The following is a 16486-nucleotide window of genomic DNA, read 5'->3' on the forward strand; positions in this document are numbered from 1 at the left end:
GCTCAAACCAGGAACCGACATCATGCCGCGCCCATCATCACGCATTTCAGGTATTACTCCGTCCGGCAAAGACGGTTGGGAAGTACATTTCGCCGCCATGACACGCAAGCAGGCGGGCGAGCCCATCATCATGCTGTCGGTGGGCGACCATGACTTCGACACACCCTCTGAAACTGTGGAAGCCTGCGTCACCGCCGTTCGCGGCGGCTATCATCACTACACGCAGCTTCCGGGCATTCCAAAACTGCGCGAGGCGATGGCCAAAATCTCGACCCGCGCCACAGGCGTGATGACCGCTCATAACAACGTGATCGCCACACCGGGCGGACAGGCAGCGCTCTATGCTGCCGTGCAGGCAGTGCTTGATCCGGGCGGCCATGCCATTGTGATCGCGCCTTACTATGCCACCTACCCAGGCACTTTCCGCGCAGCAGGCGCCGGCTTCACTGTCGTTGAAACGGCGGCCGAAGATGGGTTCCAGCCGCGTGCTGAAACCGTCCGGCGCGCCCTGCAGCCCAACACACGGGCGATCCTCATCAACACGCCCAACAACCCGACCGGCGCTGTCTATTCGCGCAAATGCCTGGAAGGATTGGCCACAATCTGCCGCGAACACGATCTGTGGCTGCTGTCGGACGAGGTCTATTGGACACTGGGCGGCGGCGAGCATATTTCGCCACGCGCGCTGCCCGGCATGGCCGAGCGCACGCTCGTCATCAACTCCATGTCGAAAAGCCACGGCATGACCGGCTGGCGTATTGGCTGGTTGACGGGCCCGGAGGACCTGATCACCCAGCTGATCAGCCTCAATCTCGTCACCACCTACGGCCTGCCCGATTTTGCCTCGCGCGCGGCCACAGAAGCACTAGAGAACGGCTATGGCATCGCCGAAATCGCGGCTCGCTATGCCGCCCGCCGCACGGTGTGGCTAGACGAGATGCACGGCCTCAACAATGTCATCGTGCGCGGCTCAGAAGGCGGCATGTATGTGATGCTCGATATAAGGGCAGTGGAACCTGACTGCGAAAAATTCGCTTGGGCGCTTCTGGAAAGCGAAAAAGTGGCGGTCATGCCGGGGGCAAGTTTCGGCGAAGCCGCCGCCGGCCATATCCGTATCAGCCTCACCCAGCCTGAGAACATCCTGAAAGAAGCCGCGTCACGTCTCAAGCGCTTTGTCGCGAGCTACGGCGACGCCACGAAAAGCAGGTCTGCATGAACCAAATCCTTCCGGCCAAGGCCCGTGCTGTCATTATTGGCGGCGGTATTTCGGGGTGTTCCGTCGCCTACCATCTGGCGAAACTGGGCTGGAAGGACATCGTGCTCCTGGAGCGCAAGCAACTGACTTCCGGGACCACCTGGCATGCTGCCGGCCTGATCGGTCAACTGCGCGCCTCGCAAAACATGACACGGTTGGCCAAATACTCAGCCGATCTTTACGTCAAACTTGAAGCCGAGACTGGCGTTGCCACCGGCATGCGCCAAGTCGGTTCCATCACCGTCGCTCTGACCGAAGAGCGAAAGCACGAGATCTACCGTCAGGCTTCGCTGGCACGCGCTTTCGATGTCGATGTACGCGAGATTTCACCTGCCGAAGTCAAGCAGATGTACCCCCATCTGAACATTGACGATGTTGTGGGTGCTGTGCACCTACCCCTCGACGGTCAATGCGACCCGGCTAACATCGCCATGGCTCTCGCCAAGGGCGCCCGGCAGGCCGGCGCAATGATCGCCGAAAACGTCAAGGTGACGAAGGTTCACACCAAGAGGGGCCACGTCAGCGGTGTTTCCTGGTCACGCAATGGCGAAGATGGCACCATCGAAGCCGATATCGTGGTGAACTGCGCCGGCATGTGGGCGCGCGAACTGGCCAACCAGTCCGGCGTCACCGTGCCGCTGCACGCCTGCGAGCACTTTTATCTCGTCACCGAGCCGATTGCCGGGCTTGGCCGGCTGCCCGTGCTGCGCGTGCCCGACGAATGCGCTTACTACAAGGAAGATGCCGGCAAGATGATGCTGGGTGCTTTCGAACCGGTGGCAAAGCCGTGGGGCATGGACGGCATTTCGGAAAATTTTTGCTTTGACCAGTTGCCCGAGGACATGGATCATTTCGAGCCGATCCTCGAAATGGGGGTCAACCGAATGCCGATGCTGGCCACCGCCGGCATTCACACATTCTTCAACGGGCCCGAAAGTTTTACCCCCGACGACCGCTATTATCTCGGCGAAGCGCCCGAGATTGGCGGCTATTTCGTCGCCGCCGGCTACAATTCGATCGGCATCGTCTCGTCAGGTGGCGCCGGCATGGCGCTGGCGCAATGGATCAATGATGGCGAGCCGCCGTTTGACCTGGGGGAGGTTGATATCCGCCGCGCCCAGCCGTTCCAGAAGAACCGCCGCTACCTGAAGGAGCGCGTCAGTGAAACCCTCGGACTTCTCTACGCCGACCATTTCCCCTACCGTCAGATGGAGACAGCCCGCAATATCCGCCGCTCGCCTTTGCACGAACATCTGAAAGCACGCGGCGCGGTATTCGGAGAGGTCGCCGGATGGGAGCGCGCCAACTGGTTCGCCACGGAAGGGCAGGAGCGCGAGTACCGCTATACCTGGCAGCGCCAGAACTGGTTTGACAACCAGCGCAACGAACATGTGGCCGTTCGCACCAATGTCGGCCTGTTCGACATGACCTCGTTTGGAAAAATCCGCGTCGAGGGCCGCGATGCTTGCGCCTTCCTGCAGCGCCTCTGTGCCAACGACATCGATGTGCCTGCGGGCCGCATCGTCTACACCCAGATGTTGAACGCCAGAGGCGGAATAGAAAGCGACCTTACCGTCTCTCGCCTCTCGCAGACATGCTTCTTGCTAGTGGTACCCGGCGCTACTCTGCAGCGCGACCTGGCCTGGCTCAGAAAGCATGTGGGCGAATCTTTTGCCGTGATCACAGACATCACCGCTGCGGAAAGCGTGCTGTGCCTGATGGGACCGCGCGCGCGCGACGTGATCACCAAAGCCAGCCCGAACGACTTTTCGAACGACGCCTTTCCCTTTGGCACGTGGCAGGAGATCGAGATCGGCATGGGCCTCGCCCGCGCCCACCGGGTGACCTATGTAGGCGAGCTGGGCTGGGAACTATACGTCTCGACAGACCAGACCGCCCATGTATTCGAGGCCTTGGAGAAAGCCGGCGCGGAGGCTGGGCTGAAACTCTGCGGCCTGCACACGCTGGATTCCTGCCGCATCGAAAAGGCGTTTCGCCATTTCGGCCACGACATCACCGACGAGGACCATGTGCTGGAAGCCGGCCTCGGCTTTGTAGTGAAAACACATAAGGGCGATTTCATTGGCCGCGACGCAGTGTTGCGCAGACAGGACGAAGGTCTGGCCCGCCGGCTGGTTCAATTCCGGCTGCAAGACCCCGTGCCGCTCCTCTTTCACAACGAAGCGATCCTGCGCGATGGAAAAATAGTCGGCACAATAACCAGCGGCAATTACGGCCACCATCTGGGAGCAGCCATCGGGCTGGGATACGTCCCCTGCCCCGACGAGACACCAGCCGACCTGTTGGCCTCGCGCTATGAGATCGAGATCGCCGGCCAGCGTTTTGCCGCTGAAGGATCGCTTATGCCAATGTACGACCCGAAATCGGAACGGGTGAAAGTATAGCCTAAAAGCGCCGCATCGTCGTTTTCACCTTTGCCAGGTAGGACTCCCGGCTTTCCGGTGTCGACCGGTCCATGTTATAGTGCGCCAGATAGCGCGTCTGGCATCGCGGGGCGCACAGTGCCCGCATCCCGCGCAAGATGGTCTTGCGCCCAGGCTGGCCCACAATGAAAGAAAACCACCAGGGCGCGCCGCAGGTGGTGATGACGGCAATCTTTCTGATATGTCCGATCAGCGAGATGATGCGCCCGCCATCAGTCGGCAGGCGAAACGCCACATCGGCAGCCCAGACGCGGTCAAAAAAACCTTTAAGCATTGCTGGCAGACCGTACCACCAGGTGGGGTAGATGAACACCAGCGCCTCGGCCCGGCCGAGAATCTCGGCATAGGGTTTCAGCGCCGGATCGGCAGGCGGACCCTCATTGTAGTGCCGACGCTCCTCCACACCGAGAACCGGGTTAAAATTGTCCGCGTAGAGATCGATCTGTTCTACAGCGTGTCCGGCCTGTGAGAGGGCAGCCATCGCGCCCTCACGTAAGGCAGCGCAAAAGCTTTCCGGCACCGGATGGCAAAAGACGACCAACACCCGCATGAAACAGCATCCCCCCAGTTCCTCACCGCAAGGCAGATCGATAACCTGATTCCTGCACCCTGCGCGGACAAACTTACCGGACAACCCGCCCCTGATGACAAGCAAAGCAGGGCACGCTAGGCATGATGGACGCAAACAACGGAAAATGCATCGTGGCAAGAAGTGATACAAACAAGCGCGTATGGTGGGGTGATTTCCGCGCCACGGAATTCGCCCAGCTCGACCCCGAGGCCACGATAGCCGTTATTCCTCTGGCCGCCATTGAGCAGCACGGTCCGCATCTGCCTGTCTCGACCGACGCGGCGATCATGGCGGGCATGCTTGATACCCTGTTCCCACGCCTGCCGGAGGATCTCGATGTGCGCTTTCTTCCCATCCAGGCCGTCGGGAAATCCAACGAACATTTTTATGCGCCTGGCACGCTGACGGTGCCGCCCGCCACGCTGATCGACGCGTGGACAGAGCTTGGCGCGTCTGTCGCGCGGGCTGGCCTGCGCAAAATTGTCTTTCTCAATTCCCACGGCGGCAATGAAGAAATTATGGGCATCGTATCGCGCGAATTGCGCGTGCTCTTTTCCATGCTGTCGGTGAAAACCAGCTGGCAGCGCTTTGGCTATCCCGATGGACTTTATTCGGAAAGCGAGCTGCGGCTCGGCATCCATGGCGGCGATGTCGAAACCTCGCTGATGCTGCACTTCCGGCCCGATCTGGTCGACATGGATGCCGTGCAGGACTTCGGCTCAAGTTTTAGCCGCGCCGAACAGGAGTTCGACCTGCTGCGCCCCACTGGCCCGCATGGCTTTGCCTGGATCGCGAGCGATATCAATCCGCATGGCGTGGTTGGCGAGGCGAGCGCCGCCACAGCCGAAAAGGGCCGCCTCACCGCAGAATATCAGTCAGAAGGGTTCGTGCGGCTGCTCGCTGATATCCGCAAGGCGAAACTGGCCGACTGGCTCAGTTGATCACAGCGCAACTGTATCAGCCCCCGCCGCAACACGCAGCGCTGGGGCTAGATTCCCATGGGCTTCCAGCGAAACCGCTGCCAGATTAAGCCAGCCCGCCATGCTTTTCAACGCGGCCAGCAACGCTTCCGCGGTCGGTCCGGGTAGCGCATGGTTTTCATGCCAGGCTGCGTTAACGCGTAGCGTTCCAACCTGACGGTCGGCTTTGAGGCAGACGCGTCCGACCAACGCCTCGTCGACCAGAAACGGCAGCACATAATAACCGAACTGACGCTTTTCCGCTGGCGTATAGATCTCGATTCGATAGTGAAAATCGAACAACCGCTCGGTGCGCGGCCGCCTCCAGATCAGCGGGTCGAAGGGCGCAAGCAAGGCCCGCGCCGTGATCTTGCGCGGTCGCCGCACATTCGGGGCGATATAGGCCTCATCCGCCCACCCCTTCACCCGGACAGGCACCAGTTCTCCAGCCTCGATCAATTCTTGCACATGCGGATAGGTGTCGTCGGGCGCCATGCGAAAATAGTCGCGGAGGTCACCGGCGGTAGCGACGCCAAGCGAGCGAGCGGCGATCTTCAAAAGCTGTCGCTTGGCTTCCGCCGGTTCCGGTGTCGGGATGGCCAGAACGTCCTTGGGCAGCACCCGCTCGGGCAGGTCATATAGGCGCTCGAAGCTTGGCCGACGCTCCGCGGTGGTGATGCGCCCCGACCAGAACAAAAATTCTAGCGCGGTCTTGGTATGACTCCATCCCCACCACCCACCTGCCCCCTTTTCATTTTCGAAATCGGATGCTGCAACCGGCCCGCGCCTCCGTAACTCCTCAAAAACGTCTTCGATGAACGAGGCCTGCTCACGACCGAATTTCGCCAACCCGGTATAGATCCGGTCGCCCTGCGCTGCCCGCTCCATGCGCCAGCGCATCAGGGGATAGGTTTCAACTGGCAGCAATGAGGCTTCATGCGCCCAATATTCAAACAGCAGTCGTTTGCGACCTACCGCGGCATCATCGATGAGCACGCGTGGATAAGGGCCAAGCCGTGAAAACATCGGCATGTAGTGAGCCCGTACAATTACATTGACGGAATCGATCTGGAACAGACCGAGCCGCGCGATCGCCTTTTTCAGGTGACGGCGTGTCACGTCGCCGTCGAGCTCTGGTTCGCCAAACCCTTGAGCCGCCAGCACAATGCGCCGTGCGGCCTTATTTGAGATGTTTTCCATGCGGCCCCACTTTCCTTGGCGGAATCAACGCCGCCAGCATGACGGGGGCGGTTCTGGGCGCAACTCGAAAAGCGTGCAGCCGTAAAACCTCCTGCCAAACAAAAAGCGCCGCACAAGGGCGACGCTATTTGAGCTGGCATTGGCTCTCGACTAGGCGGCGCGGGTGCCACGGCCAGGATTGGCAGCATCAGCCAGACGTTCGATCAGTGGCCCAAGCGCCTCGGCAATATCAGCGCGCTGCATGGCCATATGCAGATTGGCAGCGACGAAACCGACCGGCGAACCGCAGTCGAATGTGTCACCCACAAATTCGAACGGTCTGATTTCCTGCATTCTCATAAGCGAGACAAGCGCATCAGTCAGTTGTATTTCACCACCGACACCCGGCTTCTGGTCTTCCAGTAGCCCAAAGACTTCAGGCTGCAAGATGTAGCGACCAGAAATGAAGAAGTTGGTCGGCGCGGTTCCAGGCTTCGGCTTTTCAATCAGCCCATTGACCAGCGGTCCGCTGGCGGTGGGCTTGAATGAAACAATGCCGAATTTTTGCGCCTCTTCCGGCTTGCATCTCTCGACGGCCAGAACGTTACCACCCTGGGCCCGATAGATCTCCATCATGCTGTCAAGGCAGGGTCTCTCTGAGACCATCAGCATGTCGGGCAACAGCACCGCGAAAGGTTCGTCGCCGATGATGTGGCGGGCCGACCAGATCGCATGGCCAAGCCCCTTGGCTTCCTGTTGCCGGATGAACGAAATGGAACCCACGCCGGGCGTGTCTCCCGCCAGACGGTCGGCGATGGCATTCTTACCGCTCTTGCGCAGTGAGACGTCAAGTTCGAAAGCATGATCAAAATGATCTTCGATCGCGCCTTTCATCCGGCCGGTGACAATAACTACATGTTCGATCCCGGATGCAAACGCCTCAGCCACGATATGGTCGAGGATTGGTCGATCGACGATGGTCAGAAGTTCCTTAGGGATGCTTTTCGTGGCCGGCAGCATGCGGGTGCCAAAGCCGGCGGCAGGGATGATGGCTTTCCGAACTTTCCGGTGCATGACAACTCCTGCAATGTGGCGAGTAGGGTAGCAGACACACGCTGCCCGATATTCCATTAACTCCCTGTATGTGCAAAGGTTCCGTTGCGTCGCACCAATCTTTTGTTGCGACGCGAAACAGAAATTGCATGATCGTCACGATAAGATGCAACCAACGGGCGCCCAAAACGATTTAAACAGGGTCTCGTCGGCGACGATGCGGAACCCTTTTTGTTGGATGGATTGGTATTGAATGAATCTCCGAAGTGACCCCTCCAAACTGGGCAAAGGCATTCACCCGCTTCCTGCCAACGCCGAACTCCCGATTCGATCCACTTTTCTTCCGGATGATAAACTCAGAAAGCTCGGTGAAAGCCTGGCACGCGGTGAACTGGATACATTCCACGGCCTAGAGACTTTCGATTTCCAGACCCGCAATCGCGAAAACTCTGCAAAAATTCTTGAAGTCTACCGCCTGACCAATGAAGCCCAGTCGCGCGGCGAGCCGATAACCCCGGCTGCCCAGTGGCTGCTGGACAACCACTATCTGGTCGAGGAAACCATCTACCAGATCCGCCGCGACCTGCCGCGCCGCTTCTATTCCGAACTGCCGACGATCAATATTGGTGGCCGACAGGTGCCACGCGCGCTGGCGCTTGCATGGTTTTACGTCGCCCACGCCGACAGCATGGTTTCGGACGATATGTTCGCCCATGTCGTAGAAGGATACCAGTCGGTCGATCCGCTACGCATCGGCGAATTATGGGCCCTGCCTTCGCTGTTGCGCTTTGTGCTGATCGAGAATCTTCGCCGCCTGGCGCTGCGCGTCAACCGTGCGCGCGAACTGCGGGGAAGTGCTAACGCTGTTGCCGATCAGGTTCTGGCCGCTGCTACGGACGATGAAGGCGAAGCCGTTCTGGCCTCCTATGCTTCCTTCGCGCGCGACACAACATTTGCCACGCAATTGCTCTACCGATTGCGCGACGGCTCGCAAAACGCTGGTAAGGCTTTGGTCTGGCTCGAAAGCGAGCTCGAAAAATCGGGCTCGGATGCCGAAGAGATCATCATTGCCGAACACCGTACGCTGTCAAATGGAAACGTCACCACCGGCAACATTATCCGCGGACTGCGCAAGATCAACGATGTTGACTGGACCGAATGGTTCGAAGGCATCAGCCGTGTCGATGCACTCTTGCGCGAAAACACGGATTTTGCCGCCCTCGATTTTCAATCGCGCGATCATTACCGTACCGCCATCGAGGATCTCGCCCGTCGGTCGAAGCTGCCCGAGTATGACGTCACCGAGCGCGCGCTGAAACTGGCCACCGACAATGATGCCACCTCCAACGTGATCGAGACCCGGCCAGCCGATGACGTCGGCTTCTGGTTGGTGGGTCCGCGCCGGGAGGAGCTGGAAACAGCTATCGGCTATCGCCCGAGCTTTGGCCGCCGCATCAACCGATCTTTCCAGCACGCCGGTTGGGCCGGCATTGCCGTACCTTGCTTCCTGTTGACTTCTCTCTTCCTCTGGGTAACCGGGGCGGCCCTGTTTGCGCTTAACCTGTCACCCTTTGCCGTGACCGCCATGCTGATCGCATTTGCGCTTCCGGCAGCCGACGCGACGCTGGGTCTTTTCAACACCATGGTGCTTTTGTTCCTCAAGCCGACCCGCCTGGTTGGCTATGAGTACAAGGCCGGGCTTTCAAGCAGCGAGCGCACTCTGGTCGTGGTCCCCGCGCTGATCGGGTCACGCGAGGATATAGAAGAGAATTTGCGCAATCTCGAGGTTCACTACCTGGCCAACGGCAAGGGCGATGTCCGGTTTGCCTTGCTCTCAGACTGGGCCGACAGCGATGTGGAACAAAAGCCGTCAGACCTGCAATTGCTCGACTTTGCGCGTGCTGAAGTTGGTAAGCTGAATGCGCTGTATCCGATGGATGGGACACCACGTTTCCATGTGCTGCACAGGCGTCGCCTTTACAATGAGGCAGAGGGCTGCTGGATGGGATGGGAGCGCAAGCGCGGCAAGTTGCATGAGTTGAACCGACTGTTGCGCGGCGACCCGGACACGACTTTCCTTCCGCTTGACGCGCCGCTGCCGGACAATGTGGTCTACGTGATGACGCTCGACGCCGACACGCGCACCACCCGCGACGCGGTCACCCGGCTGGTGGGCAAGCTCGCACACCCGCTCAACCACCCGATTACAGATCCGAAAAGCGGGCGGGTAATCGCCGGCTATGGCATCTTGCAGCCGCGCGTCACCGCGTCGTTGACCACCGGTGATGACGCGTCCTTCTTTCAGCGCGCGTTCTCGGCCAACCGCGGCCTTGATCCTTACGTGTTTGCTGTCTCTGACCTGTATCAGGACGTTTTTGGCGATGGAACTTTCACCGGCAAAGGTCTCTATCATATCGACGCGATGGAAGCCGCTCTTGCTGGGCGCATCGCCGAAAACACGGTGCTGAGCCATGACCTGCTAGAAGGCTCGTGGGCACGTTCCGCCTTGGTTACCGACGTCGAGGTCGTCGAAGACTATCCAACCCACTACACAGTCGACGCGTCGCGCCACCATCGCTGGGCTCGCGGCGACTGGCAGCTTTTACCGTTCATTTTCAAACCCAGGTCAGGTGTTCCTGCCCTGTCGCGCTGGAAGATGGTCGACAATCTGCGTCGCTCACTTACCCCGATTGCCTGGGTGCTGGCTTCCATCGCCGGATGGGGCCTATTGCCATTTAGCGCCGCTGTTCAATGGCAGGCGTTGTTAATCCTCAGCATGTTCATCGCCCTCACCTTCGACGTGGTCGATTCGTTGCTCCCGAGCAGCCGCGAAACCACCGTGCGCGGCCATCTCAACGCGCTGTTCCGCGACATCGCTTTCGGCACCGCGCAGGTAGCGCTGAAAATCGTTCTGATCGCCGACAATGCGTGGTCGATGGGTGATGCAATTGTTCGCACTCTTTACCGTATGCTGATCAGCCGCAAGAACCTGCTCGAATGGAAAACTGCCTCGCAGGCGGGCAAGAGCCGCGGCACTGGCGTTGGCTCCCACTACGCCACCATGTATGGCGCTGTGGTGATAGGTGTTCTTGGGCCGGTCCCTTCCCTTCTGAACGATTCTTCCGGCTTCTTTCTGGGCCTGATCTTTTCAGCCTTCTGGATACTTTCGCCGGCCTTTGCATGGCTGGTCAGCCGCTCCGCCGAAACCGAGGACCGGCTGGAAATCGCCGACAGCGACCGCTGGCGGCTGCGCTCCATCGCACGGCGTACCTGGCACTATTTCGAAACCTTCGTTACGGCCGAGCACAACATGCTGCCGCCCGATAACTTTCAGGAGACTCCAGTCCCGGTCGTCGCACCGCGCACCTCGCCCACCAATATCGGCGTCTATCTGCTTTCGGTGGTTTCAGCCCGCGATTTTGGCTGGATCAGCCTTGCCGATGCCATCAGCCGGATCGACGCTACCATGGCCACCATAGAGCGCATGGAACGGCACCGCGGCCATCTCTACAACTGGTATGAAACGACAACGCTGAAGCCGCTTTTGCCGCTTTATATTTCAAGCGTCGATAGCGGCAATCTTGCCGGACATTTGATCGCAGTTGCGGCAGCCTGCCAGAAATGGGCTGAATCCCCTGCGGTTCACCTGCAAGGCGATTTTGACGGACTGCTGGATACCCTGTCGATCCTTGAGGAAAGCCTCGATTCCGTACCTGACGACCGCCGTCAGTTGCGCCCCTTGCGCAAGCGTCTGCGCGACCGTGCTGGCGGCATGCGCCGTGCGGTGGAAACCATCAAGAACGAGCCGGAACTGGCCTCGATCCGCACCATCAACCTCGCCGTGATCGCAGCCGAGTTGAAAAAACTTGCAGACACCATCCATTCAGAAATCGGCATGCCGCGCAGCGAAGAGCTTGCCGGCTGGGCGGCGCGGCTGGAAGCCACCTGCGAGGCCCATGTGCAGGATTCTCACAGCGACCAGCCAACACTTGCCGCCTTTCGCAAGACCCTTGAAGCGTTACGCGAACGCGCCCGCAAATATGCTTTCGAGATGAACTTCTCGTTCCTGCTGAGGGAAGATCGCAAGCTTCTGTCCATTGGCTACCGGGTGACCGAGCAGCAGCTTGACGAAAGCTGCTACGATCTACTCGCTTCTGAGGCCCGCCTGACCAGCCTGTTTGCCATCGCCAAGGGCGATATCCAGACCGAGCATTGGTTCCGGCTTGGCCGCCCGTTGGTCGAAATTGGTTTCCGCGGCGCTCTGATGTCCTGGGCCGGCTCAATGTTCGAGTATCTGATGCCGCCCCTGGTGATGAAGGAACCGCAGGGCGGGATACTTAATCAGACCAACCATCTCATCATCCAGCGTCAGATCCAGTATGCGCGCTCGCGGAACATTCCGTGGGGCATTTCGGAAGCGGCCTACAACGGTCGTGACCGCGAAATGACGTATCAATACACCAACTTCGGTGTGCCCGGCCTCGGCCTTAAGCGCGGCCTTGCCCAGAACATGGTTATCGCGCCCTACGCCACAGTGCTGGCGGCACAATTCATGCCGCGTCAGGCTGTCGACAACCTTCAACAGCTGCGCCTCATCGGTGCGCTCGGTCGCTACGGGTACTATGATGCCGTCGATTTCACGCCGCAGCGTGTGCCCGATGGCGACCGCCGCGCCATCGTCTACAACTACATGGCCCATCATCAGGGCATGTCTATCGTGGCGATTGCCAATGCCGTTTTTGAAGGCCGCATGCGCGACCGCTTCCACAGCGACCCGGTAATCGAGGCCGCAGAACTGCTGTTGCAGGAAAAGGCACCGCGCGACATCCCTGTGATGCTTATCAAGTCGGAAGCCTCCGAGCGCACCAAAGTCGAGGTGACGGAGATCAGCCCAGATACCCGCATAATCCTCAACCCTCTCAGGGCGCTGCGCTCCACCAACGTGATGTCTAACGGACACTACTCCGTGATGGTGACGGCGACCGGATCCGGCTACAGCCGCTGGAACGATCTTGCCGTCACGCGCTGGCACCCGGACCCGACGGAAGACCGGCTCGGCAGCTATCTGTTCATCAGAGATAGGGAAACCGGCGACTGGTGGTCAGCAACCGCCGAGCCCAAACAAGCGCCGGGCGAAACTCTGGAGACGATTTTTGCGGACGACAAAGCAACATTTGTAAAAACAGTCGGCACGCTGCGCAGCGAGGTAGAGTGCATCGTCATCGCCGAAGGCAACGGCGAAGGTCGCCGCATCGTGATTTCCAATGAAGGACCGACCGACCGCGTCATTGAGGTGACATCGTTTGCCGAACTGTCGATCGCACCCGAAATTACCGACAGCGCCCATCCAGCCTTCTCCAAAATGTTCGTGAAGACGGAAATTTCAAAGGATCGGCGCGCTATCTTTGCGACCCGCCGCAAACGTGACCATAACGACCCCGATATCGCGTATGGCCATTTTGTCAGCGGTGGCTCGGGCTTTGGGCGGGAAGTGGAAGCCGAAACGGACCGCCGCGCCTTCATTGGCCGCGGCCGCACCATTGCCAGTGCAGCGGCATTTGATCCCGGTGCGAAGCTCGGGGGCAGCGATGGCTTTGTGCTCGATCCAGTAGCATCCATCCGTCGGAAAATCCGCGTGCCATCGCGCAAAAAGGTCACACTCACCTTCTGGACCGTCGTCGGCGCCAACCGCGAAGAGGTAGATGACACCATCAGTCGCCTCGACCACCGCGAGGCCTTTTCGCGTCAGGCAATGCTGTCCTGGACAGCCTCACAGGTTCAGACCCGTCATATCGGCCTCACCCTCACCCAGGCCGCCAATGTGCAGAAGCTTGCGCGCTACCTGCTCTATCCCGACCCATCCGTACGCGCCCAGGCCGATACGATCGCTGCCGGCATGGGGTCGCAATCGACGCTATGGCCGATGTCGATTTCAGGCGATTATCCGATCTTTGTCCTGCGCATCGGCGATCAGGCCGATCTGGAGATCGTGGCACAGGCGCTGCGCTTCCAGGAATATATGCGCTCCCGCGGCCTGCTTGCTGATCTGGTCATCCTCAACGAGCAGTCGTCGTCCTACGTACAGGATCTTCAGCAGGCGATTGAATTCCACTGTGAAAATGGTCGCCTGCGCGGTCGTGAACTGGGACCTCGCCAGCATATCTTCGCCGTACGCCGAGACTTGATGGACGACACCTCCTACCGCACCCTGATCGGGGCGGCTCATATCGTCTTTCACACCCGCAACGGGACCATTTTCGACCAGTTGGAACGCGCCGAGGCCACCGCATTGGCAACCCGCGATGCATCCCTTGCTGCTCTGGCGGAATCCGCCAGCGTACCAAAACAACAACCAGCTATTGCTGGCAGCAAAAGCGGCAGCGCCGTCGCCAAAGTCGATCCAGAAAACCTGTTGTTCTGGAACGGGTTTGGCGGTTTCGACCGCGACGGTCGCGACTATGTGGTCAAACTGGGCGAAACGCGTGCCACCCCTCAGCCGTGGATCAACGTCATCGCCAACACGGCGTTTGGCTTTCACACATCGGCCGAAGGCGCATCGTTCAGCTGGAGCCGCAACAGCCGTGACTTCCAGCTCACCCCGTGGTCGAACGATCCGGTCACCAACCGGCCGGGTGAAGCCATCTATATCCACGACCGCCAGACAGGGGCATCCTTCTCGCCCTTTGCTGCAGTGGCATACGACCCGGCGATCACCTATGAAGCGCGCCACGGACAGGGCTTTTCCAAATTCAGCGCCAAACGGGGTGATCTGTCGATGGAGTTGACGCAAGTTGTCGACCCGGTCGATCCGATCAAGATCCAGCGACTGGTCTTGCGCAATCGGAGTCGCGTGCCGCAGGTGCTGCGCGTTTATGCCTATGCAGAATGGGTGCTGGGAACGAACCGTGCCCGCACCGCACCTTATATCGTCCCCTCACAGGACAAGGCGACCGGGGCGCTTCTGGCGCGCAACAGCTACAACGTCGACTACGCCGACCGCGTCGCCTTTCTCGCCAGCGACAAGCCTGCAGACAGCGTCACGGCCGACCGGCATGAGTTTGTCGGCGCCAGAGGCAGCGTGCAAATGCCAGAAACCGTGATTGCTGGTGCCGCTCTGTCCAACCGTGTGGATGCAGGCGTCGACCCCTGTGCAGCACTAGCCCGCGATGTTGACATTCCGGCCGGTGGCGAAGTCACCATGCTGTGGATGTTGGGCGACGCTGCATCGGACGAAGAAGTCTCGTCCCTTATCGCGACCCATAGCGCGAAGGACTTTGACTCTCGGCTGGTCGAGATCGACCGTGAATGGCGCGGCTTCCTCGATACATTGCAGGTCGAGACGCCCGACCCGGCTTTCAACGCCATTGTCAATCACTGGCTGCCCTATCAGAGTCTGACCTGCCGTATCCGCGCGCGCTCAGCCTTCTATCAGGCGAGCGGCGCGTTTGGCTTTCGTGACCAGTTGCAAGATACGCTATCCTTGCTGCTGCATGAGCCAAAGCTTGCTCATGCGCAGATACTCAATGCCGCCGGTCGGCAGTTTCCGGAAGGCGACGTTCAGCATTGGTGGCTGCCACGCACCGGTGCCGGTGTGCGCACTCTTATCTCCGACGACGTCGTCTGGCTCGGATACGGAACCGCGTATTATATCAAGGTCACCGGGGATACCTCGATCCTGGATGAAGACTTGGCGTTCATCGAAGGCGAAGCGTTAAAACCTGGCCAACACGACGCTTTCTATACGCCCAAACAATCCCAAGAGACCGCACCGCTCTACGAACATATGGCGCGCGCGCTTGATCTGGCGATAGTCCGCAGCAGCCCTGACGGGCTGCCACTGATCCTCGGAGGCGACTGGAATGACGGCATGAACCGCGTCGGCGGTGAAGGGCGCGGCGAAAGCGTGTGGCTGGGCTGGTTCCTGCTCAAAACGCTGGATGATTGTGTACCGCTCGCCGAGAAGCGTGGCGATACCCGCCGTGCAAAGGCTTGGCGCAAACACGCCAAGTCACTGAAGAAAGCGCTCGAAGCGCACGCGTGGGACGGTGAATGGTATCGTCGTGGGAGTTTCGACGACGGCTCACCTCTCGGCTCGCATCTGTCAGACGAGTGCCAGATTGATTCTCTCGCGCAGTCATGGAGCGTTCTTTCCGGCCAAGGCGACCCTGCCCGGTCGCAGACCGCCATGAACTCAGCAATGGAACTTCTTGTCGACAGCGAGCAGCAGATCGTGAAGCTGTTTACCCCCCCCTTCGCCAACACCGAAAAGGAGCCCGGCTATATCAAGAGCTATCCTGCCGGCGTGCGTGAAAATGGCGGGCAATACACCCATGCGGCGACATGGTTTGTCATCGCACTCGCCGAAATGGGCAGGGTCGACGATGCATGGCGCTGCTTTGAAATGCTCAACCCGATCAATCATGCCCGAGATGCAAGTGCAGCCGAAAAATACAGGGTTGAGCCCTATGTCGTAGCTGCAGACATTTATTCAGGTGACGATAAGGGCGGCCGCGGCGGCTGGACCTGGTATACCGGATCTGCCGGATGGCTCTACCGTGCTGCAACAGAAGGCATCCTGGGCATCCACAAAGAAGGCAACAGCCTGAGGATCACACCGCATATGCCAAGCCATTGGGATAGCTATACTGTCAAGATCAAACAAAACGGCGCTAAATATAACGTGAAGGTCTCCCGGAAGAATAACAAAACAACCTCAATAGAGGTCAACGGGAAAAAGATCAGCGGCGACACCTTTAATATTTCATCCCCATCATCAAGCAAGACTGCTTGACTCTTAGTGCGCCAGCGCCGCTGCGATACCTAATGCGCTGGCCACTCGGGTGACTTTGTTTCGTCAAAGTCTCGCCATTTTATCTATATTTGTCAGTCCGTTACGCGATCACAACACATTACCGCCACGGTAAAATCTTGTCCAAAAACAGGGCACATGCGGCTGCCGGTACCATTGTAAATTGCAAAGCCAGTCGATAATTCTGCCCCCTATCGCACTGCACAATTTTGTCGG

At 59.3% G+C, this 16486-nt stretch carries 7 protein-coding genes; 4 read left to right on the top strand and 3 right to left on the bottom strand.

Features of this window, described 5'->3' with window-relative positions; genetic code table 11:
- The first annotated feature begins 22 nt into the window (after nt 1–22).
- The gene (locus tag GA830_RS16205) at nt 23–1216 is read left to right on the top strand and encodes a pyridoxal phosphate-dependent aminotransferase (RefSeq protein ID WP_195162812.1); all 1194 of its coding nucleotides are present in this window, start codon (nt 23–25) and stop codon (nt 1214–1216) included.
- Nucleotides 1213–3660, top strand: a complete 2448-nt coding sequence (locus tag GA830_RS16210) for a GcvT family protein (protein ID WP_195162813.1) — start codon at nt 1213–1215, stop codon at nt 3658–3660. The genes GA830_RS16205 and GA830_RS16210 overlap by 4 nt, the downstream gene beginning before the upstream one ends.
- Nucleotide 3661: 1 nt before the next feature.
- On the opposite strand, the gene GA830_RS16215 is transcribed toward GA830_RS16210, so the two are convergent.
- Nucleotides 3662–4249 carry an NAD(P)H-dependent oxidoreductase gene (locus GA830_RS16215; protein ID WP_195162814.1) on the bottom strand — a complete coding sequence of 196 codons (588 nt, stop codon included), beginning with the start codon at nt 4247–4249 and terminating at the stop codon, nt 3662–3664.
- Between the two features lie 152 nt (nt 4250–4401).
- On the opposite strand from GA830_RS16215, the gene GA830_RS16220 reads away from it, so the two are divergent.
- Nucleotides 4402–5211, top strand: coding sequence for a creatininase family protein (locus GA830_RS16220; RefSeq protein ID WP_258045481.1), 810 nt, complete (start codon nt 4402–4404; stop codon nt 5209–5211).
- Here GA830_RS16220 and GA830_RS16225 read toward each other — a convergent pair whose 3' ends face one another.
- The gene (locus GA830_RS16225; protein WP_195162815.1) at nt 5212–6429 is read right to left on the bottom strand and encodes a winged helix-turn-helix domain-containing protein; all 1218 of its coding nucleotides are present in this window, start codon (nt 6427–6429) and stop codon (nt 5212–5214) included.
- A 150-nt stretch (nt 6430–6579) separates the two neighbouring features.
- On the bottom strand, nt 6580–7482 hold the full coding sequence (locus GA830_RS16230; protein ID WP_195162816.1) for a UTP--glucose-1-phosphate uridylyltransferase: 903 nt from the start codon (nt 7480–7482) through the stop codon (nt 6580–6582).
- Nucleotides 7483–7714: 232 nt separating this feature from the next.
- On the opposite strand from GA830_RS16230, the gene GA830_RS16235 reads away from it, so the two are divergent.
- Nucleotides 7715–16252 carry a GH36-type glycosyl hydrolase domain-containing protein gene (locus GA830_RS16235; protein ID WP_195162817.1) on the top strand — a complete coding sequence of 2846 codons (8538 nt, stop codon included), beginning with the start codon at nt 7715–7717 and terminating at the stop codon, nt 16250–16252.
- Nucleotides 16253–16486: the final 234 nt, after the last annotated feature.

It is taken from the genome of Mesorhizobium sp. NBSH29 (assembly GCF_015500055.1).
GTDB lineage: Bacteria > Pseudomonadota > Alphaproteobacteria > Rhizobiales > Rhizobiaceae > Neomesorhizobium.

Coding starts and splice junctions, on each gene's coding strand:
- GA830_RS16205 (WP_195162812.1), top strand. CDS start 23: ATGCCGCGCCCATCATCACGCATTTCAGGTATTACTCCGTCCGGCAAA.
- GA830_RS16210 (WP_195162813.1), top strand. CDS start 1,213: ATGAACCAAATCCTTCCGGCCAAGGCCCGTGCTGTCATTATTGGCGGC.
- GA830_RS16215 (WP_195162814.1), bottom strand. CDS start 4,249: ATGCGGGTGTTGGTCGTCTTTTGCCATCCGGTGCCGGAAAGCTTTTGC.
- GA830_RS16225 (WP_195162815.1), bottom strand. CDS start 6,429: ATGGAAAACATCTCAAATAAGGCCGCACGGCGCATTGTGCTGGCGGCT.
- GA830_RS16230 (WP_195162816.1), bottom strand. CDS start 7,482: ATGCACCGGAAAGTTCGGAAAGCCATCATCCCTGCCGCCGGCTTTGGC.
- GA830_RS16235 (WP_195162817.1), top strand. CDS start 7,715: ATGAATCTCCGAAGTGACCCCTCCAAACTGGGCAAAGGCATTCACCCG.